Source organism: Streptomyces sp. NBC_01224 (assembly GCF_036002945.1).
Lineage (GTDB): Bacteria > Actinomycetota > Actinomycetes > Streptomycetales > Streptomycetaceae > Streptomyces.
On the sequence record NZ_CP108529.1, the window covers coordinates 6902530 to 6928674 of the forward strand.

Annotated in this window: 26 protein-coding genes; 18 read left to right on the top strand and 8 right to left on the bottom strand. The window is 69.8% G+C overall.

Translation table 11 applies throughout. From position 1 onward, the window contains the following. Positions 1 to 51: 51 nt before the first annotated feature. The 8 genes from sufD to OG609_RS31100 all read left to right on the top strand — a co-directional run bounded on the left by sufD (position 52) and on the right by OG609_RS31100 (position 6373). On the top strand, positions 52 to 1233 hold the full coding sequence (gene sufD, locus OG609_RS31065; RefSeq protein WP_327275864.1) for a Fe-S cluster assembly protein SufD: 1182 nt from the start codon (positions 52 to 54) through the stop codon (positions 1231 to 1233). Further along, positions 1233 to 1550 carry a bifunctional 3-phenylpropionate/cinnamic acid dioxygenase ferredoxin subunit gene (locus OG609_RS31070; protein WP_093899509.1) on the top strand — a complete coding sequence of 106 codons (318 nt, stop codon included), beginning with the start codon at positions 1233 to 1235 and terminating at the stop codon, positions 1548 to 1550. Before sufD ends, OG609_RS31070 begins: the two co-directional genes overlap by 1 nt. A 7-nt stretch (positions 1551 to 1557) precedes the next feature. After that, positions 1558 to 2322 carry a Fe-S cluster assembly ATPase SufC gene (gene sufC, locus OG609_RS31075; RefSeq protein WP_327275865.1) on the top strand — a complete coding sequence of 255 codons (765 nt, stop codon included), beginning with the start codon at positions 1558 to 1560 and terminating at the stop codon, positions 2320 to 2322. Next, positions 2319 to 3575: a cysteine desulfurase gene (locus OG609_RS31080; protein ID WP_093539688.1), complete on the top strand. Its 1257-nt coding sequence runs from the start codon at positions 2319 to 2321 to the stop codon at positions 3573 to 3575. Before sufC ends, OG609_RS31080 begins: the two co-directional genes overlap by 4 nt. A 26-nt stretch (positions 3576 to 3601) precedes the next feature. Continuing rightward, a complete protein-coding gene (sufU, locus tag OG609_RS31085) occupies positions 3602 to 4057 on the top strand; it encodes a Fe-S cluster assembly sulfur transfer protein SufU (RefSeq protein WP_323135909.1) in 456 nt (151 codons plus the stop codon). Then, entirely contained in the window at positions 4054 to 4407 is a 354-nt protein-coding gene (locus OG609_RS31090; protein ID WP_093899505.1) for a metal-sulfur cluster assembly factor, read from the top strand. The genes sufU and OG609_RS31090 overlap by 4 nt, the downstream gene beginning before the upstream one ends. A 141-nt stretch (positions 4408 to 4548) precedes the next feature. After that, the gene (locus OG609_RS31095; protein ID WP_327275866.1) at positions 4549 to 5943 is read left to right on the top strand and encodes a DUF3616 domain-containing protein; all 1395 of its coding nucleotides are present in this window, start codon (positions 4549 to 4551) and stop codon (positions 5941 to 5943) included. A 64-nt stretch (positions 5944 to 6007) separates the two neighbouring features. After that, a complete protein-coding gene (locus OG609_RS31100; RefSeq protein WP_327275867.1) occupies positions 6008 to 6373 on the top strand; it encodes a VOC family protein in 366 nt (121 codons plus the stop codon). 6 nt (positions 6374 to 6379) lie between these two features. Here OG609_RS31100 and OG609_RS31105 read toward each other — a convergent pair whose 3' ends face one another. Continuing rightward, positions 6380 to 7483, bottom strand: a complete 1104-nt coding sequence (locus OG609_RS31105) for a DUF7847 domain-containing protein (protein ID WP_327275868.1) — start codon at positions 7481 to 7483, stop codon at positions 6380 to 6382. A gap of 110 nt (positions 7484 to 7593) precedes the next feature. On the opposite strand from OG609_RS31105, the gene OG609_RS31110 reads away from it, so the two are divergent. Continuing rightward, entirely contained in the window at positions 7594 to 7914 is a 321-nt protein-coding gene (locus OG609_RS31110) for a DMT family transporter (RefSeq protein ID WP_327278245.1), read from the top strand. Beyond that, positions 7914 to 8450, top strand: coding sequence for a TetR/AcrR family transcriptional regulator (locus OG609_RS31115; protein ID WP_327275869.1), 537 nt, complete (start codon positions 7914 to 7916; stop codon positions 8448 to 8450). Before OG609_RS31110 ends, OG609_RS31115 begins: the two co-directional genes overlap by 1 nt. A gap of 94 nt (positions 8451 to 8544) precedes the next feature. Here the strand turns inward: OG609_RS31115 and OG609_RS31120 are convergent, their stop codons facing one another. Beyond that, positions 8545 to 9432, bottom strand: a complete 888-nt coding sequence (locus tag OG609_RS31120) for a winged helix-turn-helix transcriptional regulator (RefSeq protein WP_327275870.1) — start codon at positions 9430 to 9432, stop codon at positions 8545 to 8547. A 111-nt stretch (positions 9433 to 9543) separates the two neighbouring features. On the opposite strand from OG609_RS31120, the gene OG609_RS31125 reads away from it, so the two are divergent. Continuing rightward, on the top strand, positions 9544 to 10773 hold the full coding sequence (locus OG609_RS31125; RefSeq protein ID WP_327275871.1) for an MFS transporter: 1230 nt from the start codon (positions 9544 to 9546) through the stop codon (positions 10771 to 10773). A gap of 89 nt (positions 10774 to 10862) precedes the next feature. Then, a complete protein-coding gene (gene dapD, locus OG609_RS31130; protein WP_327275872.1) occupies positions 10863 to 11852 on the top strand; it encodes a 2,3,4,5-tetrahydropyridine-2,6-dicarboxylate N-succinyltransferase in 990 nt (329 codons plus the stop codon). Here the strand turns inward: dapD and dapA are convergent. Then, entirely contained in the window at positions 11849 to 12733 is an 885-nt protein-coding gene (dapA, locus tag OG609_RS31135; protein ID WP_327275873.1) for a 4-hydroxy-tetrahydrodipicolinate synthase, read from the bottom strand. The two genes, dapD and dapA, sit on opposite strands and share 4 nt — an antisense overlap. A 147-nt stretch (positions 12734 to 12880) precedes the next feature. Here dapA and OG609_RS31140 point away from each other — a divergent pair, with 147 nt between their 5' ends. Then, complete coding sequence (locus OG609_RS31140) at positions 12881 to 13582, top strand: DUF4232 domain-containing protein (RefSeq protein ID WP_327275874.1); 702 nt, start codon at positions 12881 to 12883, stop codon at positions 13580 to 13582. Positions 13583 to 13599: 17 nt separating this feature from the next. On the opposite strand, the gene OG609_RS31145 is transcribed toward OG609_RS31140, so the two are convergent. From OG609_RS31145 to OG609_RS31155, 3 genes are all read right to left on the bottom strand, one after another. After that, a complete protein-coding gene (locus OG609_RS31145) occupies positions 13600 to 14043 on the bottom strand; it encodes a GNAT family N-acetyltransferase (RefSeq protein WP_327275875.1) in 444 nt (147 codons plus the stop codon). A gap of 31 nt (positions 14044 to 14074) precedes the next feature. Then, positions 14075 to 14863: a phosphodiesterase gene (locus OG609_RS31150; protein WP_327275876.1), complete on the bottom strand. Its 789-nt coding sequence runs from the start codon at positions 14861 to 14863 to the stop codon at positions 14075 to 14077. Between the two features lie 89 nt (positions 14864 to 14952). Further along, on the bottom strand, positions 14953 to 16086 hold the full coding sequence (locus OG609_RS31155; protein ID WP_327275877.1) for a lipid II:glycine glycyltransferase FemX: 1134 nt from the start codon (positions 16084 to 16086) through the stop codon (positions 14953 to 14955). Between the two features lie 136 nt (positions 16087 to 16222). On the opposite strand from OG609_RS31155, the gene OG609_RS31160 reads away from it, so the two are divergent. Next, positions 16223 to 16930, top strand: a complete 708-nt coding sequence (locus OG609_RS31160; protein WP_327275878.1) for an antibiotic biosynthesis monooxygenase — start codon at positions 16223 to 16225, stop codon at positions 16928 to 16930. 11 nt (positions 16931 to 16941) lie between these two features. Here OG609_RS31160 and OG609_RS31165 read toward each other — a convergent pair whose 3' ends face one another. Then, on the bottom strand, positions 16942 to 18801 hold the full coding sequence (locus tag OG609_RS31165) for an endonuclease/exonuclease/phosphatase family protein (protein WP_327275879.1): 1860 nt from the start codon (positions 18799 to 18801) through the stop codon (positions 16942 to 16944). Positions 18802 to 18998: 197 nt separating this feature from the next. Here OG609_RS31165 and OG609_RS31170 point away from each other — a divergent pair, with 197 nt between their 5' ends. From OG609_RS31170 to OG609_RS31185, 4 genes are all read left to right on the top strand, one after another. After that, positions 18999 to 20453: a hypothetical protein gene (locus tag OG609_RS31170; RefSeq protein ID WP_327275880.1), complete on the top strand. Its 1455-nt coding sequence runs from the start codon at positions 18999 to 19001 to the stop codon at positions 20451 to 20453. A 223-nt stretch (positions 20454 to 20676) separates the two neighbouring features. After that, positions 20677 to 22143, top strand: a complete 1467-nt coding sequence (locus tag OG609_RS31175) for an alkaline phosphatase PhoX (RefSeq protein ID WP_327275881.1) — start codon at positions 20677 to 20679, stop codon at positions 22141 to 22143. A 545-nt stretch (positions 22144 to 22688) separates the two neighbouring features. After that, complete coding sequence (locus OG609_RS31180) at positions 22689 to 24269, top strand: TROVE domain-containing protein (RefSeq protein WP_327275882.1); 1581 nt, start codon at positions 22689 to 22691, stop codon at positions 24267 to 24269. Between the two features lie 78 nt (positions 24270 to 24347). Further along, the gene (locus OG609_RS31185) at positions 24348 to 24572 is read left to right on the top strand and encodes a hypothetical protein (RefSeq protein WP_327275883.1); all 225 of its coding nucleotides are present in this window, start codon (positions 24348 to 24350) and stop codon (positions 24570 to 24572) included. A 103-nt stretch (positions 24573 to 24675) separates the two neighbouring features. Here OG609_RS31185 and OG609_RS31190 read toward each other — a convergent pair whose 3' ends face one another. Beyond that, positions 24676 to 25887: a TerD family protein gene (locus tag OG609_RS31190; RefSeq protein WP_327275884.1), complete on the bottom strand. Its 1212-nt coding sequence runs from the start codon at positions 25885 to 25887 to the stop codon at positions 24676 to 24678. Positions 25888 to 26145 lie beyond the last annotated feature (258 nt).

Below are 26145 nucleotides of genomic sequence, written 5' to 3' on the forward strand. Positions count from 1 at the left end.
GACGACCGAATCCCCCGACTTTTGACAGAGAAAGCGAGCACTACGACAGCCATGGCTGAGGCTCAGAACATTCCGGCGGGGTCCACCACCACCGGGTCCATCGCGGTGGCCGCCGAGTCGACCGTCGCCACGCGCATGAGCGCGCCCCCGTCCTTCGACGTCGCGGACTTCCCGGTGCCGCACGGCCGTGAGGAGGAGTGGCGGTTCACGCCGCTGGAGCGGCTGCGCGGGCTGCACGACGGCACGGCCATCGCCACCGGTGGCGGTGTGAAGGTCGCGATCGAGGCTCCCGAGGGCGTCACGATCGAGACCGTCGGCCGCGACGATTCCCGGCTCGGGAAGGCCGGCACCCCGGTGGACCGTGTCGCCGCCCAGGCGTACACGTCCTTCGAGCAGGCGTCCGTCGTCACGGTCGCCAAGGAGGCCGTGCTCACCGAGCCGATCCGCATCGCGGTGCACGGCGAGGGCGGCGTGGCCTACGGCCACCAGGTCATCGAGCTGGGTGCCTTCGCCGAGGCCGTCGTCGTCATCGACCACACCGGTGACGCGGTGCTCGCCGCCAACGTGGACTACGTCCTCGGTGACGGCGCGAAGCTCACCGTCGTCTCCGTGCAGGACTGGGACGAGACCGCTGTCCACGTCGGCCAGCACAATGCGCTGGTCGGCCGGGACGCCTCGTTCAAGTCGATCGTCGTCACCTTCGGCGGTGACCTCGTCCGTCTCCACCCGCGCGTCAGCTACGCGGGCACCGGCGGTGAGGCCGAGCTCTTCGGTCTGTACTTCACCGACAAGGGCCAGCACCAGGAGCACCGCCTCCTGGTCGACCACAACACCCCGCACTGCAAGTCCAACGCCGCCTACAAGGGCGCGCTCCAGGGCGACGGCGCACACGCGGTGTGGATCGGTGACGTACTCATCCAGGCCAGGGCCGAGGGCACCGACACCTACGAGATGAACCGCAACCTCGTCCTCACGGACGGCGCGCGGGTCGACTCGGTGCCGAACCTGGAGATCGAGACCGGCGAGATCGTCGGCGCCGGTCACGCCTCCGCGACCGGCCGTTTCGACGACGAGCAGCTCTTCTACCTGATGTCCCGCGGCATCCCGGCCGAGGAGGCCCGTCGGCTCGTCGTGCGCGGCTTCTTCGCCGAGCTCGTCCAGCAGATCGGTCTGCCGGACGTCGAGGCGCGGCTGCTCGACAAGATCGAGACCGAGCTGAAGGCTTCCGTCTGATGGCCTTCGTCAAAGCCTGTGCGCTGAGTGAGCTGGAGGACGACACCCCGAAGCGGGTGGAGCTCGACGGCATCCCGGTGTCCGTCGTGCGCACCGAGGGCGAGGTGTTCGCGATCAACGACATCTGCTCGCACGCGAACGTCTCACTGTCCGAGGGAGAGGTCGAGGACTGCATGATCGAGTGCTGGCTGCACGGCTCCAGCTTCGACCTCCGCACCGGCAAGCCGTCCGGCCTTCCCGCGACGCGCCCCGTCCCCGTATACCCCGTCAAGATCGAAGGGGACGATGTGCTCGTCTCCGTCACCCAGGAGTCCTGAGTCACCCATGGCAACGCTTGAAATCCGCGACCTGCACGTCTCCGTCGAGGCCGACAACGCCACGAAGGAGATCCTCAAGGGCGTCGACCTGATCGTGAAGCAGGGCGAGACGCACGCCATCATGGGCCCCAACGGGTCCGGCAAGTCCACCCTCGCGTACTCCCTCGCAGGTCACCCCAAGTACACGATCACCAGTGGTTCGGTGACCCTGGACGGCGAGGACGTCCTGGAGATGACCGTCGACGAGCGCGCCCGCGCCGGTCTGTTCCTCGCGATGCAGTACCCGGTCGAGATCCCCGGTGTCTCGGTCTCCAACTTCCTGCGTACCTCCGCCACCGCCGTCCGCGGCGAGGCGCCCAAGCTGCGTACCTGGGTGAAGGAGGTCAAGGAGACGATGTCCCAGCTCCAGATGGACCCGGCGTTCGCCGAGCGCAACGTCAACGAGGGCTTCTCCGGCGGTGAGAAGAAGCGCCACGAGATCCTTCAGCTGGAGCTCCTCAAGCCGAAGGTCGCGATCCTCGACGAGACCGACTCCGGTCTGGACGTCGACGCCCTGCGCATCGTCTCCGAGGGTGTCAACCGGGTCCGCGAGACCGGCGAGGTCGGCACCCTGCTGATCACGCACTACACGCGGATCCTCCGCTACATCAAGCCCGACTTCGTGCACGTCTTCGCCAACGGCCGCATTGCCGAGTCCGGCGGCGCCGAGCTCGCCGACAAGCTGGAGAACGAGGGCTACGAGGCATATGTGAAGGGTGGCGCTTCCGCGTGACACAGCTGCCGGGCCTCCTCGACACCGAGGCGATCCGCAAGGACTTCCCCCTGCTGGATCGTACGGTCCACGACGGGAAGAAGATCGTTTACCTGGACAGTGCGGCGACCTCGCAGAAGCCGCGCCAGGTGCTCGACGCCCTCAACGAGTACTACGAGCGGCACAACGCCAATGTGCACCGCGGTGTGTACACGATCGCGGAGGAGGCCACGGCGCTGTACGAAGGCGCCCGTGACAAGGTCGCCGCGTTCATCAACGCGCCCAGCCGCAACGAGGTGATCTTCACCAAGAACGCCTCCGAGTCGCTCAACCTCGTGGCCAACATGCTCGGCTGGGCCGATGAGCCCTACCGGGTGGACCACGACACCGAGATCGTCACCACGGAGATGGAGCACCACTCCAACATCGTGCCGTGGCAGCTGCTCTCGCAGCGCACCGGCGCGAAGCTGAAGTGGTTCGGCATCACCGACGACGGCCGCCTCGACCTGTCCAACATCGACGAGATCATCACGGAGAAGACGAAGATCGTCTCCTTCACCCTGGTCTCGAACATCATGGGCACGATCAACCCGGTCGAGAAGATCATCCGCCGTGCCCAGCAGGTCGGCGCGCTGGTCTGCATCGACGCCTCGCAGGCCGCCCCGCACATGGTGCTCGACGTGCAGGCGCTGCAGGCGGACTTCGTGGCCTTCACCGGTCACAAGATGGTCGGCCCGACCGGCATCGGCGTGCTCTGGGGACGGCAGGAGCTCCTGGAGGACCTGCCGCCGTTCCTCGGTGGCGGCGAGATGATCGAGACCGTGTCGATGCACTCGTCGACGTACGCCCCCGCGCCGCACAAGTTCGAGGCCGGTACGCCCCCGATCGCCCAGGCCGTCGGCCTCGGCGCGGCCGTGGACTACCTCTCGGCGATCGGCATGGAGAAGATCTACCGGCACGAGCACGCGATCACCGAGTACGCGGTGAAGCGGCTCCTGGAGGTCCCGGACCTCAGGATCATCGGTCCTGCTACGGCCGAGGACCGCGGCGCCACGATCTCCTTCACGCTCGGCGACATCCACCCCCACGACGTGGGCCAGGTACTCGACGAGCAGGGCATCGCGGTCCGGGTCGGACACCACTGCGCACGGCCGGTCTGCCTGCGGTACGGAATTCCTGCGACGACGCGAGCGTCGTTCTATCTGTACTCCACGCCCGCCGAGGTCGACGCCCTGGTGGACGGTCTGGAACACGTACGGAACTTTTTCGGTTAATAGGCACAGCGGCTGAGGGTTGACTGGTGAAGCTTGATTCCATGTACCAGGAAGTGATCCTGGACCACTACAAGCACCCCCACGGGCGCGGCCTGCGGGACGGCGACGCCGAGGTGCACCACGTCAACCCGACGTGCGGCGACGAGATCACTCTCCGGGTGAAGTACGACGGCGAGACCATCGCCGATGTGTCGTACGAGGGCCAGGGCTGCTCCATCAGCCAGGCCAGCGCATCCGTGCTGAACGAGCTGTTGGTCGGCAAGGAGCTGGGCGAGGCGCAGAAGATCCAGGAGACCTTCCTGGAACTGATGCAGTCGAAGGGCCAGCTGGAGCCGGACGACGCGATGGAGGAGGTACTGGAGGACGCGGTCGCGTTCGCCGGTGTCTCGAAGTACCCGGCCCGGGTCAAGTGCGCGCTACTGAGCTGGATGGCGTGGAAGGACGCGACGGCGAAAGCGCTGTCCGAAGGGAAGACGGCATGAGCGAGAACACGGTGACACCCGACGAGGGCCTGACGACCAAGCCGGCCTCCGAGGAGGAGGTCCGCGAGGCCCTCTACGACGTCGTCGACCCCGAGCTGGGCATCGACGTCGTCAACCTGGGCCTGATCTACGGCATCCACATCGATGACGCCAACATCGCCACCCTCGACATGACCCTGACGTCCGCGGCCTGCCCGCTGACCGATGTCATCGAGGACCAGGCGAAGTCCGCGACCGACGGCATCGTCAGCGAGCTGCGGATCAACTGGGTCTGGATGCCGCCGTGGGGCCCGGACAAGATCACGGACGACGGGCGCGAGCAGCTGCGCGCGCTCGGCTTCAACGTCTGAGCCATCCGCACCGCCGAACGGCCCCCGGCTTCTGTCGGGGGTCGTTCGGCGTTGTTCGTCTGCTGTACGCATGATGTGTCTCCGCCGTTGGCGCGGGAACCGCAACCTTCTCCTCGACATCACGCCGACGAGAGGCACGCTGTGCTGCATCAGCTTTCGCTCCAGAACCGCCGGGCGGCCGCCGCCGCGGGCGGTGTTCTCGTGCTGGCCGCTTTGGGGGTCAACACCCGCGCTCACGCTGCGAGTTACGGAACGCCGACGATCGGGCTCTCGGTCTCCTACCTCTCCGGAGCGGTCGGTGCGACCGGTGATCCCGTGGTCACCGTCAGCGTCGCGCAGAGCGGCGCCGATGTCACCGCGCTCGGTGTGGTGGCGTCCGCCAGCTCCAAGCCGTCCGTCGCCGGAACCGGTGATGTGACCGTGACGGGGACCGGCGCCACCCGGCAGCTCACGGTCGCCGCGCACGCGCGCGGCTACACGGACCTCACGATCAAGGTCACCGGGCTCGGCGGCAAGACCGCCACCAAGACGCTGCACTACGCAGCGTCCGCCGCCGTGCAGAACTCCGCGGATACGCGCTACCTCACCGGGTCCTCGGACGCCTCGGCCGCCGTCGATGTCGGCGGCGGGTACGCGGTCGTGGCCGACGACGAGTCCAACACGCTGCGGCTGTACAGCCGTTCGGCATCCGGTGCGCCCGTGCGGAGCTGGGACGTCGGCTCGGCGCTCGGGACGGACAAGGAGATCGACATCGAGGGCGCGGCCCGGGTCGGGAACACCATTTACTGGACCGGTTCGCTCGGCAACAACAAGGACGGCGAGTACAAGTCCGACCGCAACACCGTCTTCACCACGACGGTGACCGGGTCGGGCGCCGCCACCCGGCTGACGGTCGGCGGCTCGTACAGGAAGCTCCGGAACGACCTCGTCGCCTGGGACAGGGCGAACGGCAACCGGTACGGCTTCGCCGCGGGTACGGCGGACGGTGAAGCGCCCAAGCAGATCGACGGGTTCAACATCGAGGGCCTGGAGTTCGCGCCCGGCTCGACGACCACCGCGTACCTCGGCTTCCGGGCACCTCTCGTGCCGCCGAAGGAAGGGGGCAAGGCCCTGATCGTGCCTGTCACCAACTTCGACAAGGTGGCCGGCAGCGGGGCGAAGGCGGTCATCGGTACGCCGATCGAGCTGGACCTCGGCGGGCTCAGCATCCGGGACATCCGCAAGAACGACGCCGATCAGTATCTGATCGTGGCAGGTTCCTGGGCGGCCGACGACAACTCCGACCCGTACGCCCTCTACACATGGGACGGTGTCGCCGCACACGCGCCGGTCAAGCGGGCCGATCTGCCGACCGCCGACCCGGGCGGCTGGGAGGCCGTCGTCGACGTTCCGGACCTGACGGTTCCGGGCGCCCGGGCGCAGCTGATCACGGACGCGGGATCGGCCGATCTGTACGGGGACGGCACGGAGGCGAAGGACCTCGACCACGCCGAGTGGAAGAAGTCCCGGGCCGTCTGGTTCACCGTCGGCGGCTGACGCAACGGGTGGCTTCGCGCATTGATGTGGCGAACGGCCATGCCCGCCAGGCAGACTGGCGGACATGGCCGTTTCCTTTTACAGCATCGTCGTCGACACCCACGATCTTCCGTCGCTCGCCCGCTTCTGGTGCCAAGTGCTCGACTGGAAGGTGCTCTTCGAGGCCGACGACGAAATCGTCATCGGCGCCGACAAGTCCGCGGTTCCCGGTATCACCTTCGTCCCCGTGCCGGAGAAGAAGACGGTCAAGAACCGGCTGCACATCGACCTCGCCCCCGATGACCAGGCCGTCGAGGTCGAGCGCATCATCGGGCTCGGGGCGCGGCGGGTCGAGATCGGGCAGGGCGCGGATGTGAGCTGGGTGCTGCTGGCGGATCCCGAGGGGAACGAGTTCTGTGTGCTCACCCCGAAGAACTCGCTCATCGACTGAGGGGCCCTAGGGGCCGTACTGCGGCGGTACGGCTGCCGCCTCGGCGAGGACCGGGCCCAGGTTCTCCGTACGCATGCGCCGGTCGACGTAGAGGAGTCCGGTCACCAGCTGCGGGAACGTCGCCGAGACGAGCTGACCGATCAGCTGTCCCAGCAAGAGGATCACCACATAGCCGCTCATCGCGAAGACGATCGACGCGGGGTTCGGGTCGTCGTCCAGGGTCGCGCCCCCGATCATCCCGGAGAACATGCCGAGGAACGAGAACGGGATCTGGATGATGTAGTTCGCCGCCGCCGCCATGGCGAAGGCCAGCAGGCTGATCCCGCAGATCCGCCACCAGTCGCCGCGCACCAGCTGCGACGAGCGGCGCAGTGCGGCCACAGGGCGCTGCCCCTCGAAGACCACGGCCGAGGGGGCCAGGCTGAATTTCACCCAGAGCCAGGCTGCCAGAGGTGCGGTGGCCAGGGCGCCCAGGAAGCCGAGCGAGGCCCACACCGCGGCGCCGGGCCCGTCCGTCAGTGCGATCGCGCCGATCATGAGGGCGAGGAAGCCGATCATCGCCAGCACCACCGGGATCACCACGATCAGGGCCGTCAGGATCACCGTTCCGATCAACGCCGGGATGCGGGCCCAGGCCCGGCGCCAGATGACGGAGAAGGTCGTCGGCCTGCCCAGTACGGCCTCCTGCAGGACCGCGGGAACGGCCGCGTACATCATGGCTGTGCTGATCGTGAGTGCGACCATGGCGACCAGCCAGAAGGCGCCGAGGGCGATCAGTACCGGTGTGAGGTCCTTCGACGACGGCTCCTGTTCGGCGCTGAGCGAGATGACCCGGTGCAGATGGGCACTGACCGCGGAGTACGCGATCAGGGCCGCCGCCCCCGCGACGACCAGCGCCCCGCCGTACACGGCCACACCGATGCCGAACAGCTGCTTCCAGTAGCGCCCCATCGTGCTGAAGGCGCCGCCGAGTATGTCCCCGAGCTTCAGGGGTACCAGCGGTATCACTCCGGGCTTCGGCGGCGGCATCCAGCCGCCCCATCCCGGTGGCCCTCCGTACGGTGCTCCGCCGTACGGCGGACCGCCGCCCCACCCTGCGTCCTGCGCCACTGCTGCTCCGTTGTGTTGTCGTCCTGTGTGCTGGTCGGGACACCGTAGCGTCCCGGATGGCGCAAAGCTGCCGTACCGTCGTGCGAGCAGCGATGCGTACACTCGTACACATGGGATATGGACTGCTCGCCGCTGCGATCGCGGCGGAAGTGGCCGGCACGACGGCCATGAAATACAGCGAGGGCTTCACCCGGCTCTGGCCCTCACTCATCACCGTCGCGGGCTATCTCATAGCCTTCACTCTGCTCGCCCAGACGTTGAAGACGCTGTCGATGGGCACCGCCTATGCCATCTGGGCCGGAATCGGGACCGCCGCGGTCGCCGCCATCGGCATCCTCTTCATGGGGGAGTCCGGCAATACGGTCAAGCTGGCGGGCATAGCGCTGGTCATCGCCGGAGTGGTGGTGCTGAATCTGGGAGGGGCCCACTGATGACACGCCGTTACGACCCCGAGCGGCGCGGCCGCATCATCGATGCCGCGATCCGGGTGGTCGGCGCCAAGGGCATCGCGGGGCTCAGTCACCGCTCCGTCGCGGCCGAGGCCGATGTGCCGCTCGGCTCGACGACGTATCACTTCGCCTCGCTGGACGAGCTGTTGATCGCGGCCCTGCGCCGGTCGAACGAGAACTTCGCCGAGCTCATGCGGGAGTGCGGGGCCCTGACAGACCCGGCCGCCGACCTCGCCGGGGAACTGGCCGGGCTGCTGGGGGAGTATTTCTCCGGTGGGCGCGGGCGGGCCGAGCTGGAGTACGAGCTGTACCTCGCGGCCCTCCGCAGGCCCGCGTTGCGGCCCGTGGCCGCCGAATGGACCGACGGCACGGCCGAGTTGCTGTCCCGGCGGACCGATCCGGCCACGGCGAGGGCGCTGATCGCGCTCATGGACGGGATCTGTCTGCAGGTGCTGCTCACCGGCGGGGAGTACGACGAGGCGTACGCGCGGGAGATGCTGGGGCGCGTCGCCGGCTGATGGCTCGGCCCTCAAGCCCGAGGGCTTCGGTTTCGGGGCCGCTCCGGAGCGCCGGACAGGCCGGCTTCCGGGCCGCTCCGGCCTCAAGTTCCCCTCAGTCTCCGGACGGGCTTGCCCTTCGGATCGCCGTCAGCGCCGCCTGCACGCTCGCCTCGATGTCGGTGATCGGGTACAGCGCCTCGCGGATCGTCCGGTCCCGGTCCACCACCAGCGTCAGCCGCTTCAGCCGGCTGGTCCCCGCCGCACGGAACGTCGGCAGCCGCAGCGCCGCCGTCAGCTCAAGCTCCGCGTCGGACAGCAGCGGGAAGCGCAGCCGCTCCGCGTCCGCGAACGCCCGCTGCTCGTCCGGGCGTTGGGTGGAAACCCCGTGCACGGTCGCGCCCGCCGCCGTGAACTCGGCCAACTGGTCGCGATACGTACAGGATTCGAGGGTGCAGCCGCTGGCCCCCGGGATCTCGGACCAGCCCGGCGGATAGGCGTCCCGGCGGGCGTAGGCGCTGGGGAAGCAGTACAGGACGGTGTACGGGGTGTTGGCGACCGGGTCACGCAACACGGCGTCGTAGTCCAGCAGTTGCAGCTCGGGCAGGCGCGTGCCCACCAGGGCGTGCACGCGGGCCGCCTCCTTCGATGCCTCCGTGGCCGTTGCCACCATCTCCCCGTCTCCCATCACCCAGGCGTCGCCCCAGTCCTGGAGCGCGATCAGTACGGGCAGCAGTGCGCGTCCACGCCGGGTGAGCCGGTACTCGTACCGGGGGGGCCGGTCCTGGTACGGCTCCCGGGACAGCACTCCCGCGTCGACCAGCAGCCGCAGCCGCTCGGTCAGCACCTTGCGGGACACGCCCAGCTCTTCCTGGAGCGCGTCGAAGCGGTGCACCCCGCGCGCCGTGTCCCGCACGATCAGCAGGGTCCACCAGTCGCCGACGACATCGAGCGCCTGGGCGATCGCGCAGTCGGCGTCGGCCAGGCGGGTGCGCTGAGGCATGGGCTCCTCCTCCGTCGGTCTTCCGCGGACGTCTCTTACCTGATTGACCTGCAGGAAAGCATGATGCCATAGTCCGTTCCCAAGAGAAACTCACTGGGGAGGGTGCTGCGAATGAGGTTTTTCGGGATCATGCGGGACGTACCGCGCACGGTACGGCTGCTGGCCTTCGGTTCCTTTCTCAACGGAGTCGTCAGCTTCACCTTCGTCTATCTCTTCATCTATCTGACCGGCCCGCGCGGACTGTCCGTCCCGCAGGCCGGAGTGATCGCGGGTGTCGGCGGCATCGGCCTGGTCGCGGGGAACTTCACCGGCGGCTGGTTCGGCGACCACTACGGCCACCGCCGGATGCTCCTGACCGGTTCGCTGGTGAGCGGGGCGGCGCTCGCCACCCTGCCGGCCCTGCCGGTCGCGGCGATGTACGGCGTGCTGCCGCTCGCGCAATACGCGGCAGGTGTTGTACGCGCGGCCAACGCCGCACTCGTCGCCGTCTCCGTCCCCGAGGGCAGCCGGCGCCAGAGCTTCGCCCTCGTGCGGGCCGGTAGCAACGCGGCGTTCGCCGTCGGCCCGCCGCTCGGCGCGCTGATCGCCGCCCGCTTCTCGTACGACTGGCTGTTCGTCGCCGACGGCCTCGGGACGCTGCTCTTCGCCGGATACGCGTCGGCGGTGCTTCCGGCGCACGGCACCGCGCACAACCGGCCGGTGCGCGAGCCCGGTGCACCCGGGCTCTGGCGGGAGCTGCGGGCCAGGCCCGCCGTGCTGGTCCTGCTCGCCGCGATCCTCTGCGTCGACCTCGTCTACCGGCAGCAGTACTCGACGCTGCCCGTCTTCCTGTCCGAGCACGGCCACGGCGCCCAGTTCTACGGCTGGCTGCTCTCCGTCAACGGCGGCCTCATCCTGCTGCTGGAACTCCCCGCGGCGCACGCGCTGCGCCGGCGCGCGCCGCTGAGCATCGTGGGGACCGGGCTGCTGCTCGTGGGGGTGGGATACGCGGTGCTGATCCCGGGGGCCGGGGCGCTGTTCGCCGTCACCATGATGGCGTCACTGACCGCGGGCGAGATCCTCTACAAGACCACCGCGACGGCGTACGTCGCCGATCAGGCTCCCGCCCATGCGCAGGGTCGCTTCCAGAGCCTGTACGCGGGCGCCTCCATCAGCGGCCAGGTGCTGGCGCCGCCGATCGGCGGCGCCCTCTACGCCGCCGCGCCGGGACTGCTCTGGCCGGCCTGCGCGGTGCTGGCGGGCGGTGCGGGGGCGGCGGTGCTGGCGGTGCGGCGGCTGCGCGGGCCGGTGCGCGAGGAGGCACCCGCACCGGCTCCCGAACGGCAGGCGCAGCCCGGCTGACCGGGTGGTCGTGGGCGCCCGGGGGCCGCGCGCGACCATCCGGCGAGACCGGTTGGCTCCGGCGGTGCCTCGCCGGTTAGGTTCGTCTCATGACCGACACGACTCCTGCTCGCACCACCGGCGCCGTCGCCGCCGGCCTCGCCACCATCGCCGGCGACGGTTCCGTTCTCGACACCTGGTTCCCCGCCCCCGAGCTCACCGCAGAGCCCGGCCCGGCCGGAACCGAACGGCTCACCCCCGACCAGGCCGTCGACCTCCTCGGCGAGGGCGCCGCCAAGGCCATCGGCGTGGACGCCCGTCGTGGTGTCGAGATCGTCGCCGTACGTACGGTCATCGCCTCGCTCGACGACAAGCCGCTCGACGCGCACGACGCGTACCTGCGCCTGCACCTCCTCTCGCACCGCCTCGTCCAGCCGCACGGTCAGAACCTGGACGGCCTCTTCGGTCTCCTCACCAACGTCGCCTGGACCTCGCTCGGTCCGGTCGCCGTCGACGACGTGGAGAAGGTGCGGCTGAACGCCCGCGCCGAGGGCCTGCACCTCCAGGTCACCTCGGTCGACAAGTTCCCCCGCATGACGGACTACGTCGCGCCGAAGGGCGTCCGGATCGCCGACGCCGACCGGGTCAGGCTCGGCGCGCACCTCGCCTCCGGTACCACCGTCATGCACGAGGGCTTCGTCAACTTCAACGCGGGCACCCTCGGTACATCGATGGTCGAGGGCCGGATCTCCGCCGGTGTCGTCGTCGGCGACGGCTCCGACATCGGCGGCGGCGCCTCCACGATGGGCACCCTCTCCGGCGGTGGCAAGGAGCGCATCGTCATCGGCGAGCGCTGCCTGATCGGCGCCGAGGCCGGTGTCGGGATCGCGCTCGGCGAAGAGTGCGTCGTCGAGGCCGGGCTCTACATCACGGCCGGCAGCCGCATCACGCTGCCGGACGGCCAGATCGTCAAGGCCCGCGAGCTCTCCGGCGCCTCGAACATCCTCTTCCGCCGCAACTCGGTGACCGGAGCCGTCGAGGCCCGCCCGAACAACGCAGTCTGGGACGGCCTCAACGAAATCCTGCACAGCCACAACTAGCCCGTAGCGGCGAGGAGTTCCTCGTATGCCCTCCGCAGCCCGTCGGCCGCCTCGAGCCCGGCGGGCTGCAGCGGTTCCCGGACCGGTCCGGCGTCGAGCAGCGCCTTCGCCGTGACCGTGCCGGGCAGTCCGGACGCCATCATCAGTTCGGTGAGCGGGACGGTCAGCCGGTTGAGCCGGGCGGCCCCCGCGGTGTCCCCGGCGTCGAAGGCGTCCAGGACCGCCCTCAGCTGCCGGGGCGCGACATTGGCGACCGTGCTGACATAGCCCGCCGCGCCCACCGCGTACAACGGCAGATTCAGCTCCTCGCAGCCCGAGTAGTACGCCAGCGAGGTCGCGCCGATCACCTTTGTGGAGCCGAGCAGGTCGTACGCGCAGTCCTTCACGGCCACGATGCGCGGGTGCTCCGCGAGCCTCAGCAGGGTCTCCGGCTCGACGCGCGTGCCGGTGCGACCGGGGATGTCGTACAGCATCAGCGGAAGGCCGGTCGCGTCGGCGACGCGACGGAAGTGCGCCTCGACGGCGGCCTGCGGTGGTCGGCTGTAGTAGGGCGTCACCACCAACAGGCCGTCCGCGCCCGCCTGTTCGGCCTGCTGGGCGAGGGTCACGGTGTGCCGGGTGTCCGAGCTGCCGACCCCGGCGACGATCGGCACGCCGTCGCCGACCGCCGCCCTGACCGCCCGCAGCAGTGCGGTCTTCTCGGCGTCGGTCGTGGTCGGGGACTCGCCGGTGGTGCCGCTGAGCACCAGACCGTCGCAGCCGTCGGCGACCAGAGAGGCGGCATGCTTCTGGGCGGCGTCCTGGTCCAACGCGCCGGAAGCGGTGAACGGCGTGATCATCGCGCAGAGCGCGCGGCCGAAGGGGGCTACGGATGCTGTCATCCCTGAAGTGTCGGTCGGCCGAACCGTGAAGGTCCACTTAGTTCTCCTTGGGGTGAAGGGGAAGAAATGCTCAACAATTCCGGGAGGGGGCTCGGCGCTCTGGCATGATCGAGCGCCTGTGCGGCAGACCGACACGGGGGCGGGGCCATGAGCATGCGGGGACTGAAACGGGCGAGGGCCGGGAGACGGAGGCCGACGGCGGCCGTGCTCATGGCCGGGGCGCTGGGCCTGTCGCTCTCGGGATGCGCCGGATTTCTCGTGCCGGCGCGCGAGGGTGAGCCGGAGCCCGCACCGAGCGCCTCGTACGGGGTGCACGCGGACAAGCTGCCGTCACCGTTTCCCCGCATCTCCGCCGCGCTGCCCGACCGGCGGGCCCCTCCGTCGGCGCAGGGGCCCGCCCCCACGCCCACCGCGGGCGTCGGCAGGTCCGACTGCCCGTCCTCCGGGGTGGTCGTCGACATGGGCGAGGTACAGGCCGCGCTGGGACACCGGGCCGTCGGCCTCACCCTCACCAACTGCGGCAGCAAGCCGTACCGCGTCGACGGGTATCCGTCCGTCCGGGCCCTGGACGACGCCGGTGACCCGCTGCCGGTCCCGGTGAATCCGGGCTCCTCCTACATGGGGAGCGACCCGGGGCCGAAGGAGGTCATGCTGAAGCCGGGACGGACGATGCGGTCGCTCCTCGCCTGGGTCTCCACCCCGACCGGCGGCGACCTCATCGAGGGCGACGCGCTGGAGATCGCACCGGCCCCCGGCCTGGAAGCGCGTTCCTTCCCGCTGGAGGGAAGCGACGTACGGCTGCTCGACGAGGTGAACATGACCGCCTGGCGGACCGAACCGTCCCGGTAGCCCGGCGAAAAGGGAACTCAGAGAGCGAGCTTGAAGCCTTCGTGGCTGCGGGCGAAGCCCAGCGACTCGTAGAACCGGTGTGCGTCCGTACGCCGCTTGTTGCTGGTCAGTTGCATCAGCCCGCACCCGCGCAGCCGGGCCCGGTCGACGGCCTGCTTCATCAGCTCCCGGCCCAGTCCGCCGCCCCGCCGGTCGGCCCTGATCCGTACTGCCTCGATCAGCGCCCGCTCCTCGCCGTGCTTGCCGAGCCCCGGTATGTAGGTCGCCTGCAGACAGCCCAGGACGGTGTCGCCGTCGACCAGCACGAGCATCTCGTTGCGCGGGTCGCTCTCGATGGCGGCGAAGGCCTTCTCGTACGCGCCGTCGACCACGACCGAGGCCGGGTCGACGACCCGCTCCTCGTCTTCGAGGAGGGCGAGGACGGCGGGCAGGTCGGCGCGGGTGGCGGTGCGAAGGATCACGCTCCGGAGTCTGGCACGGGCGCCGGAGCGCTCAGTACCCGGGCACCGGTGCGGCCGCGTGACTGACCGGCACCGTGTGCGTGACCCAGGGGGCCCACGCCGCATCGCCACGCAGATGGAGCAGGAACGATGTGGGCTCGCGGAGATAGCCGGGTGCCCCGCCGCGCAGGGCGAGCCCGCTCTGGAGACAGGTGCTGGGGGCGAGCGCCAGGGTGCTGCCCGCGAAGGCGGCCGTCACAGGGCGGTGGACATGACCGGCCAGCACCCGGACGACATCCGGGTGGGCGGCGACCACCTCCGCCAGCGCATCGCCGTCCGCCAGCCGCATCCCGTCCAGGAACGGGATGCCGACCGGGACCGGCGGATGGTGCAGACAGACGAACGCCGGCACGCCCGGTCTGTCGGCGAGGACGCCGTCGAGCCAGCCGAGCTGCTCCGTCCCGAGCCGTCCGCCGCCGGAGCCGGCCACCTGCGAGTCCAGGGCGATCACAGCCAGCCCGGGGTGGTCCACGACGTAGTACGGATGCCGGGCACCGCCCAGGAACCGGGTCCCGCCGAACGCGTCCAGCAGTGCCGCCGGTTCGTCATGATTGCCCGTCACCAGGTGCAACGGCAGCGGGAACCGCTCGATCACCTCCCGCAGCGCCTCGTACTCGTCCGGCCGTCCCCACTCGACCAGATCACCGGTGATCACCACCGCGTCCGGCCGCGGATCGAGCGCGAGCACCCGGCGCAGGGCCAGGTTCAGTCCGGCCGCCGGTTCACCGGCCAGGGCGCCGGTGGTGAGATGCGGATCGCTGAGGTGCGCCACGGAGAGCATCTCCCCACCGTTCCCGCTGCCGCCCGGACGCGGCAAGCGATCACGCCGAGGGCGAACGGCGGCGCTCGACGCTCTTTGGAACGGTGAGGTCAGCGGCGCGCCATGTAGAGGGCGAAGGCCTTGTGGAGCACCTTGTTGATCGGGTAGTCCCACTCGCCGATGTACTCGGCTGCCCGGCCGCCGGTGCCGACCTTGAAGCGCAGCAGGCCCAGGAGATGGTTGCTCTCGTCCAGGGTGTCGGTGATGCCGCGCAGGTCGTAGACGGCCGCGCCCCTCTCGTGCGCGTCGCTCATCATGCGCCACTGGATGGCGTTGTTCGGCTGGACCTCGCGCTTGCGGCTGGTCGAGGCGCCGTAGGAGTACCAGACGTGGTTCCCGACGGTCAGCATCGTCGCCGCGGCGAGCGTTTCGCCGTCGTGATGGGCGAGATAGAGCCGCATCCGGTCGGGGTCCTCGGTCCGCAGCGCGGTCCACATGCGCTGGAAGTAGACGAGCGGGCGGGGGATGAAGCGGTCGCGCTCGGCCGTCTCGCGGTACAGCTCGTAGAAGGCCGGAAGGTCCTCGTAGCCTCCCTCGACGACCTTGACGCCCGCCTTCTCCGCCTTCTTGATGTTGCGCCGCCACTGCTGGTTCAGATTGCTCCGGATCTCCTCCAGCGGCTGCCCGGCGAACGGCACCTGGAAGACGTACCGGGGCTGTCCGGCACTGAAACCGTCCTCGCCGCCCTCCTCGCCCTGCTGCCAGCCCAGTCGGCGCAGCTGTTCCACGAGCGCGGCGGCCTGCGGCTCGTTCACATCCGCCTCCACATCGCGCAGCCGTCCGGTGGCCGGGTCGGCGATGGCGTCCTTGACGGTCCCGGCGTCCCAGCGCCGGGCGACCACCGGTGGGCCCATGCGTACCGAGAACGCACGCTGCGCCTTCAGATGCGCCAGCATCGGATCCAGCCACCGACTCGGACCGGCGTCGTGCCAGTCGATGACGGGGCCTTCCGGCAGATAGGCCAGATAGCGTCTCACCCGGGGGATCGGCCGGTAGAGGACGAGCCCGGCTCCGACGATCCGTTCCGGGCCGGTGCCGTCCCGGTCGAACCAGCCGATGCTCTCCGCGCGCCAGTCGGGCTTCACATCGCCCCACGACGGAACCTGCATATGGCTCACGGCGGGCCGGCTCGCGATGAACGCCAGATGTTCCTCCCGGGTGATCGTCTTGAGGCGCAGCTTCATGCGGTACTCCGTTCGTTGTCCTGTCGGTGGCCTGACGGCGTCAACGGGGGAGTGTTGTTGACCTCAAGCGCACTTGACGTACCAGTGTGGTCGGCAGCGGCGCACCACTTGGGTGCACCATTCAGGAGGACCCGTCATGAGTGTGCAATTCGAATCCCGTCCCGATCTTGCCCGTAATGACGTCGGACTGGTCAAGGCGAGCACCTGGGATGTCGGGACCCCCGAGCGGCAGCGGCAGACGGTCGAGGCCATTCGCAAGGCGTGGGACAGCCGTGAGTGGCCGCATCCGGGGCTGCTCTCGTACACCGTCCATGTCGGTGAGGACGGGAAGACGTTGTTCCACTACACCCAGTGGAGTGGGGAACAGGCGTATCAGGACTTCTTCCGGCACGGTCGGGACGAGCGCAACGCGGACATCGACGCCGCCGTGCCGGGCATCCGGCGGCTCGGGCTGCACACCCTTGAGCTGTACCGCTCCGCGGGGCTGGGGGAGGAGCGGGAGCCGGGGTGCGTCGTGATCGTCGACGTCGAGTTCGACGGCGCGGACAAGGCGCGGCAGCGGGACTGGGTCGACACCGTGTTCGAGGCGCTGGGGACCGATCCGGCGCCCGCCCCCGGCGGTATCTCCGGACACTTCCATGTGAGCACCGACGGAACGCGCGTACTCAATTACGCCGAATGGGAGAGCGCCCGGGCCCATGCCGACGCGCTGGCCGCGCCCGGTGACGGGGTCGGGTCGAGGACACCGCAGTGGGAGCGGGTGCGGTCGTATCCGGGCGTGAGCGGCGGCGGCGTGCACCGGTACACGCCCGCGCTCAGCATGAGGCCGAGGGCGGGCGCGTAGCGTCGAGGGGGCTACGGGCGGAAGCGGAGCACCTGCGGGTCGTGGTCGCTGTTCTGGTCGGCGAACTCGGCGTTGATGTGCACGCTGTCGTAGTGGAAGCCGTCGATCGACGGGCTGGTCAGGATCTGGTCGAGCACCTGGGTGTTGCCCTGGTAGACGTACGAGTAACGCTCCGGGCGCGGCAGCGACTTCACCGCCGGGTACAGCACGCCACCGGCCGTCAGCGCCTTTGTCGTGCCGGAGAACTCGAAGTCGTTGATGTCGCCGACGACCAGGACGTCCGCGTTCTTCTGGACGTTCAGCAGCTTCTTGACGAAGGTGTTGACCACCTCGGCCTGCGCATGCCGCTGGACCTCGGACGAGCGGGTGGGCGGCTGGTGCTGGGAGACGATGGACTCGTCGCCGCCCTTGGACGCGAAGTGGTTGGCGACGACGAAGACCGTACGGCCGCGGAATCCGAACTCCCCGGCGAGGGGCTTGCGGCTGTTCTTCCACGCCGCGTTCGCCGGATCGATCCGGCCGGGGGAGAGGGTCAGGGCCGCCCGGCCCCGCTCCCGAACGACATCGGTCGCCGTCGTCGCGTCGCCGCCCGCGCGGTCGGTGAACGACACCCGCGCCGGGTTGAAGAGGAACACCTGACGGATGTTGCCGCCGGGCTCGCCGCCGTCCTTCTTGTCCTCCGGGTCGATGGAACGCCACTCGTACGCCGGGCCGCCCGCCGCCACGATCGCGGCGGTGAACTTCTCGACCGTCCGGTCGGCGGCGACCGTACCGTCGTCCTTCGCGCCGTTGTTGTCCTGGATCTCCTCCAGCGCCACGATGTCGGGGGAGGCGAGGTTGTCGACCACGGCGGCGGCGAGCGCGTCGAACTTCTCCTGCGGGTCGCCCGGGTCGAGGTTCTCGACGTTGTACGTCGCCACCGCGAGCTCGCCGCCGCGCTGCTTGCGGGTCGTCTCCCGGGCCAGGCCCTTGTCGGTGACCGTGCCCAGGGTGCGGGCGGTCAGCGTGTAGCCGCCGTACTGGTTGAAGTCGAGCGGACCCTCGGTCGTACCGGACAGCACATCACCGACATCGGCGCTGGGGAAGGGCTGCTCGGCGGCCGGCGCCAGCGACTGGATCTGGAGCCGGCCGGTGTTCTGCGCGGTGTACGAGCCGTAGACCGTACCGCCGCGGCGGCTCGCGTTCTCGTGCGGCTTCACCGTCACCCACAGCTCGCCGTACGGGTCGGTGGCGCCGACCACCCGCGAGGTGCCGATGCGGATGTTCATGCCCTCCAGGGACTCGTAGTAGTCCAGGGCGTAGCGGGACGGGACGAGGGGGAGCGCGTCGATGGAGCCGCCCGCCGCGGGGTCGCCCTCCGGGGTGTACCGCGAGGGGACCGAGCGCTCCGAGACCGTCACCGGCGCGGGCAGGGCGTTGCCGGAGGACACCACCGTGACGGTGGGCTTGCTGATCTGGGTGAGTGACTGGTTGCCGGAGGAGAGGCCGCCCGGGACGTACTCGGCGACCGTGCCGGAGACCGTGACCGCGTCACCGACCGAGACGGTCGGCGCGGAGCCGGTGTAGACGAAGATGCCCTCGCTGGTGGCGGGGTCGGCGTCGGGCTCGGGGTCCTGGAACCAGAAGCCCTTCGAGCCGTACGTCCGCACACCCGTGACGATGCCCGCGACACCGCTGACCTGCCGGCCGGTGAGCGGGGATATCCGGGTGGTGCCCTGGATGTCGTGGATCCGGACCTGGCCGTCGGCGGACGGGGAGGCGGACGGGGAGGCGGACGCGGAGGTGGTGGCTGCGCCGGTGAGCAGGCCGGCGGCGAGCGCAGCGGTGACTACGGCGGAGACAGCGGTCGTTCTGGACGATGCGGCGGGCATCACGGACTCCGGGGGAATCGAGGGTCAGGAGTGGAGGTCTACGCGCGTCAATCTCTTGTGCGGGCAAGGCAGTTGTCAAGGTCCCCGGGGTGGACGGCGGCTGTCCGTCGCATGAACCGGGTGGCATGGGGCGAAATGCGTCTACGCTTGGGCCGCCTGAACCCGTACGCCCCGTACGTCCCGAGGAGAACCACCTGATGTCCGCAGAGCGCCCCACCCTGCCGCCCGTACGGCTGCACACCGAGGCCGAGCTGGCACGGGACGCGCTCGCCGCGCCGCTGCTCGCCCGCGCTGTCCGGCTCGCCCGCTGGGCGGGCCCGGAGACCCGGGTCGGCGCCGGTGGCGAGCTCGTCGAGGAACAGCTGCCCGCGGCGGCCGAGCACCTCGGCCTCACGGCGGACGAGGACGGTGCCGCGGAGGCGAGCGAGGCGTGGCGGCTCGCGGTCGACGCGGGGCTCGTCGACGTCGAGGACCCGGAGGAGGCCGCGGGAGAGGACGCGGAGGGGACCGCCGCCGCCGGTGAGAACCTGGCGCTGATCACCGGCGGATCACCGCAGGACGTTCTCTCGATCTGGCTCGACGGTCTGGAGGCCGTCCACGCCGACGCCACCGCGCCCGTCTTCGAGGACTTCGCCGACCTCGTCGGCGAGGACGGCTCGATCGACTTCGAATCCCTGGACTGGGACCCGGAGGTCGAGGCGGAATTCCTCGACGGCGTCCTCGGTAATCTGTATCTGCTCACCGTCGGCGACGGCGGAGCGGACGCGGCGCCCGTACCGCTGCCCGCGCTCGCCGCGTCGATGATCGTGCCCGAAGACATGGGTGAGCCCACCGACGACGTCCTTGAGCAGGTGTCCGAGGCGATGATGCGCCTCGACGACCAGTTCCGGGTCCTCGAACCCATCGGGATCGTCGAATACCGCCCGCTGGACGAGGCGTTGCTGGCCGAGGAGGGCGAGGACGCCACCCCGCCGGCCGACGACGAGGACGTCACCCGGTACGGAATGGTGAAGCTGACCCCGCTCGGCCTGTACGGCATCCGGGCCCGGATGCTGGAGGCCGGAGTGGACGCCCCGGCGATCGGCGACCTCGCGGACAAGGGCGCCGACGCACTCCTCGGCGGCATCGCGTACTACCCCGAGACGGCGGCGCGCAGCGAGGTCGAGCTGTGGCTCACCCGGCGCGGCGTGGACGGTGCCGCGGCCGAACTCCTCGGTGCGGCACGCGGCGCGGACCAGCAGGCACCGCTGCGCCGTCTCCACTGCCAGCAGGCGCTCGCCCTGGTCGGCGCGGAGGCGGAGCCCGCGGTGCGCGCGGTATTGGACGACCCCGAGCTGGGCGGTCTCGCACGGGTCTGGCTCGCGGAGCTGGGCGCGGCGGACGTACCCGCACCGCCGGAGTCGATGATCTTCTGGCTCGCCATCGACACGATCGCGGCCCAGCTGGAGTCCGAGGGCGATCTGGAAGAGCTCCAGGGCCTGGTCGAGGGCCTGGCAGGCCAGCACAGCGGCTTCTTCGACGAGGCGTGGCGCGTGGAGCACCCGGCGACGGCGGACGTCCTCGAAGCGATGGGGCGGCTGCACAGCGACAAGAAGAAGGCCAAGGAGGCCCGCAAGGCGGCGTTCAAGGCGCGGTCGCGGACAGGGGCCTGAGACAAACCCAGGAGGTTGCGCCGCCCGCTCACGCGGGCGGCGTGAGCGTGGCGGTTCGCGGCGGACGGCACGTGCCGGGCGCGTGATCCACTCCGGCCGACCGCATCCGGCCAACTGCACAGGAAGGATGCCCCCCGACGTCGTCCGTAGTTCAACTGGTGTTGGCACAGGGGCGCGACTGTGGGCGCGCCAACAACCCGCCCAGTTGCTCCAGGAGTACGTGATGCCCTTCACGCGCAGGGAATTCACCAGACAGTCCGCCCTCACCGGTGCCGGCATCGCCCTGACCGGTACGGTCGCCGCGCTGGCCACCGCGCCCGGCGCCCTGGCCGCAGAGGACTCGAAGCACGGCCACGACGGCGACGGTCACGACCACGACCACGGTCACAGCCACGAGCCCGGCTACGGGGCGCTGATCGCCGACCCCAAGGGCCTCCTTGCGCTGCCCGCCGGCTTCTCCTACAAGGTCATCACCCACAGTGGTGTCACCAAACTGGAGTCCGGTGAGTACACCCCCTCCAACCACGACGGCACGGCCACCTTCGAGGGCCCGCGCGGCGTCACCCTGCTCGTCAACAACCACGAGCTGAGCGGCACCCGCGCCGGCTGGGAGTACCCGGTGCCGCTGGCCGAGGGCCTCGTCTACGACCCGGTCGCGGCCGGCGGCTGCACCGTCGTGGAGACCCGCCGCGACGGCCGTACCGCCGAGTGGGTCGGCATCGCCGGTACCTCCACCAACTGCGCGGGTGGCGCCTCCCCGTGGGGCACGTGGCTCACCTGCGAGGAGACCGAGGACAAGGCCGGCAAGAACGGCCTGCTCAAGGACCACGGCTACGTCTTCGAGGTCGACCCGTACGACAAGCGCGCCAACCGTGACCCGCGCCCGATCAAGGCGCTCGGCCGGTACGCCCACGAGGCCGTCGTCATCGACCCCAAGCTCGGCCACGCCTACCTGACCGAGGACGCCGCGGGCCCCAACGGACTGCTCTACCGCTGGGTTCCGCCGCACGGCTTCAAGCACGGCCGCGGCAAGCTGCGCACGCTCGCCGACGACGCCGGTGTCCTCCAGGCCGCCAAGTGCTTCGACAAGAGCGGCAAGTTCGTCGACGACCTGTCCCGCGCCACGAAGATCGGCACGGTGTACGGCGTGGACTGGGTCGACGTACCCGACCGTGACGCGAAGACCGTCTCGGTGCGCAAGCAGTTCACGGACAGCGAGGTCACCCGCGCACGCAAGCTCGAAGGCATGTGGTGGGGCGACGGCGGCGTGTACATCGTCTCCTCGTTCGCCCGCGCGGAGAGCCCGGTCCAGCACGACGGCCAGGTCTGGTTCTACGACCCGAAGCGCCGCACGCTGACGCTGAAGGTGCTCCTCGGCGTGAACGCCGACCCGTCGAAGGACGGCGCCTTCGACGGCCCGGACAACATCACCGTCTCGCCGTACGGCGGTCTGGTCATCGCCGAGGACGGCAACGGCATCCAGCACCTGTTCGGGGCGACCGAAAGCGGCCGCACGTACCCGATCGCCCGCAACGAGCTGAACATCGGCAGCGAACAGGAGCCGGAGTACAGCGAGTTCACCGGTGTCACGTTCTCGCCCGACGGCAAGACGCTGTACGCCAACATCCAGACGCCGGGCATCATGCTCGCCATCACCGGTCCGTGGAAGCGTCAGCCGAACCGCCACTGACGGCCGGTACCGCCGGAAGCCATCCGCGCGGAATCCCCTTCGGGCGCGATCCCGTGCGCGTCCACCGCTCGCGCGTAATTCCCTCGCGCGCTGCGGAGTTGCCCCTCTAGAGTCCTGCCTGTGTCCAGGTGCGCAGGCAGGACCTACTTCCAAGGAGGATGTCGCGGGTTCGAGTCCCGCCGCCCGTATTTCGTACAGGCGTAGCTCAGTGGCAGAGCGCCTTCGTCGGTTCCGCCGACTCTGATCTCCGGACATCAAAACTTCACAAGCAAGTACTGCATGCACCTCCCGGTGCGCAGGCTGCGGCTACTTCTTGAAACGAAAATCGCCGCCGCCGACTCTGATCTCGGGAGGCACAGACATCGGGGGGTGCCCGGTGCGCAGGTGACGGATACTTCTCGGATCTGACGGTTGCGGGTTCAAGTCCCGTCCGGCCACGGCCGGTAGCTCAAGCGGTAGAGCATCAGGCAAGCCCGTCGCCGACTCCTGATCTCGGGCACCCTTTTCCCGCTGTGCCTTCTCCCAATGAATTCGGGGGAATTCACATGGCACGCTTCAACACCCGTACCATCAAGCCCCGCGCCACCTCGCCCGTGAAGTCGACCGGGCGTACCGCGCCGACCCATCAGGGCGGCCGTGGATATCTCCGCGACAATCGCTCCGAGCTCTTTCTGCTCGCCGTCGCCAATTTCGTTTCGCAGCAGACCTTTTACGAGGACGGCGAGCAGCGCGACAACCGATTCGCCGAACTGGTGCGGGTCCTCGCCGTCGGCGACCCCGAGTGGACCGCCGGTCTGCTCCACTGGCTGCGCCGCGACGGCCAGATGCGTACCGCTTCGATCGTCGGCGCCGCCGAGTACGTGAAGGCACGGCTCGACGCGGGTGCCGAGGACGGACCGTCCAACCGGCAGGTCGTCGACTCCGTCCTGCTGCGCGCCGACGAGCCCGGTGAACTCCTCGGGTACTGGACCTCGCGCTACGGCCGTGCCGTGCCCAAGCCCGTCAAGCGCGGCATCGCCGATGCCGTGCGCCGCCTCTACAACGGCAAGTCGCTGCTGAAGTACGACACCGCGTCCAAGGGCTACCGCTTCGGCGACATCCTGAACCTGGTGCACGCCGCGCCCGACCGGGAGAAGCCATGGCAGGGCGAGCTGTTCCGGTACGCCCTCGACCGCCGCCACCACCCGGAGGCGGCCGTGGTGCCGGTCTCCGACCGCACCCTCACCGCGCACCGTGCGCTGATGGAGCTGCCGGTCGAGGAGCGGCGGGCAGTGGTCGTCGGTGCGGACGGTGCGGACCGGCTGGCTGCCGCGGGCATGACCTGGGAGGGACTGGCGGGCTGGCTGCAGGGGCCGATGGACGCCAAGGCATGGGAAGCGGTGATTCCGTCGATGGGCGCGATGGCGCTCGTCCGCAATCTGCGCAACTTCGACGAGGCCGGCGTCTCGGACGAGGTCGCCGCGCAGGTGGCTGCGAAGATCTGCGACCCGGCCGTGGTCGCCGCATCGCGGCAGTTCCCGTTCCGCTACCTCGCCGCCTATCAGCACGCGCCCTCGCTGCGCTGGGCACACGCTTTGGAGAAGGCGCTCGGCCACTCCCTGGGCAATGTGCCCGCGCTGCCGGGGCGGACGCTGATCCTGGTCGACCGCTCGGGCTCGATGTGGTCGCCGCTCTCGGACCGCTCGCAGCTCAACCGGGCCGACGCCGCCGCAATCTTCGGTACGGCGCTGGCGCTGCGGGCAGCCGACGCCGATCTGGTGCAGTTCGGTACGAGCAGTGCACCGGTGACGTATCGCCGGGGCGAGTCCGTGCTGAAGGTCCTGGAGCGCTTCGGTGACCTCGGCGGCACCAACACCGAGGAGGCGGTGCGCCGGCACTACCGGGCCCATGACCGGGTACTGATCGTCACCGACGAGCAGGCGTCGTTCTCGTACGCCGCGGATGCCACCGCGGCCGTGCCGGCCGGTGTGCCCGTCTACACCTGGAACCTGGCCGGATACCGGGTCGGGCACGCCCCGTCGGGAGGTGGGAACCGCCACACCTTCGGGGGGCTTTCGGACGCGGCGTTCCGCATGGTGCCGCTGCTGGAAGCGGGCCGGGACGCGGACTGGCCCTGGAATCGCTGATTACGAATCCGGCATCAGTGCGCCCCCAGGAGTCGACGGGCATGGCGTCGGGCGTTCCCAGGGCGCATACTCAAGGTAATGAAACAGTCAGCCCGGCGATACCTGCCTTCCAGTCCCTTCAACCGCCCGGCCCAGGCGGCCCCACCGGTCGAATTGTTCGATGTGGGCGACAGGGTGTCGCACGACCAGTTCGGACTCGGTCGAGTCCTTGCTGTCGAGGGCGACAACGACGCAGTGCTCATCGACTTCTCGGGGCGACAGGGGAGGATCCTGAGCCCGTACTCAAAGCTGACCAAGCTCTGAGAGAGGCGGCGAGTACGCGCAGCGTCCCCGTTACGCTCTCCGGCTTTCAGGGGCACCTGCACCCGCAGGTGCCCCTGAAGTCGTGTCGGAGACCTTTGCGGCGCTACAGCGCCTGGGCGGCGGGCTTCACCATGCCCCGGACGGTGCGCGACTTCACGAAGTCGCCCATGGCCGTCATCTCCCACTCGCCGGAGAACTGCTTGATCAGCTTGGCCATCATCACGCCGGTCTGCGGCTCGGCGCCGGTCAGGTCGAAGCGGACCAGCTCCTCGCCGGTGGTGGCGTCGATCAGCCGGCAGTAGGCCTTGGCGACCTCGGTGAACTTCTGGCCGGTGAACGAGTTGACCGTGAAGACCAGACCGGTCGCCTCGGCCGGGATCCGGCCCAGGTCGACGACGATCACCTCGTCGTCACCCGCGCCCTCGCCCGTGAGGTTGTCGCCGGAGTGCTTGACCGCGCCGTTCAGGATGGAGAGCTTGCCGAAGTAGCAGCTGTCCAGGTGGTTCCGGTTGGGGCCGTAGGCGATCACCGAGGCGTCGAGGTCGATGTCCTTGCCGCGGAACGCGGGCTCCCAGCCGAGGCCCATCTTGACCTGGGAGAGCAGCGGGCGGCCGCCCTTGACCAGGGAGACCGTCTGGTTCTTCTGGAGGCTGACCCGACCCTTGTCGAGGTTGATCTTGCCGGAGGCGGCGGGCGCGGGAGCGGCGGCGGGCGGGGCCGAGGGGGCCACAGGCGCGGCGATCCGCGGGTCCACCGGGGCGGCGGCGGGCATCGGGGGTACGACGGGGGCGGGCGCGGGAGCGGCGGCGGGCTCCTCCTCGACCGAGACGCCGAAGTCCGTGGCGATACCGGCCAGTCCGTTCGCATAGCCCTGGCCGACCGCGCGGGCCTTCCAGGCGCCGTTGCGGAGATAGACCTCGATGACCACGAGCGCCGTCTCGGTGCCCAGCTGGGGCGGGGTGAAGGTGGCGAGCACACTGCCGTCGTCGGCGTTGCGCACGGTCGCGGTGGGCTCGATGCCCTGGAAGGTCTGGCCCGCCGCATCCGGGCTCGCCGTGACGACGATCTTCTCGATGCCGGACGGGACCGCGGTGGTGTCCACCACGATCGCGTCCGGTGCGGTGCCGCCGCCGGAGCGGTAGGTCACGCCGGGGCCGGTGGGCTGGTTGTAGAAGATGAAGTCGTCGTCGGAGCGCACCTTGCCGTCGGCGGTGAGCAGCAGGCCCGAAACGTCGAGCCGCACCGGTGCGGAGACGTCCACTGCCACGCGGGCGGCGGAGAGAGGGATGTTCGAGCCGGGGGTCATAGCGGTCATGCACGGGGTAACGAACGACCCGGCTTTGCCGTTCCCTTACCTTCACCCGCCTTGGCGCACTCTTGGCGCGGCCGGGCGGCTGGTGCGGCCGGCCCGGCTACGGCACGGCAACCTGCGCGGGCGGCCTGTCGAGGTCCCGACCGGGTGACCCCGTCGCGTCCCCGGTCCCGCGCCCCTGTGTTAACCTGATGAAGACCTTGATCATTTGTTGAGGAGCCCAGGCATGGTGGTGGACGACGACATCTCCGGGTGATACCC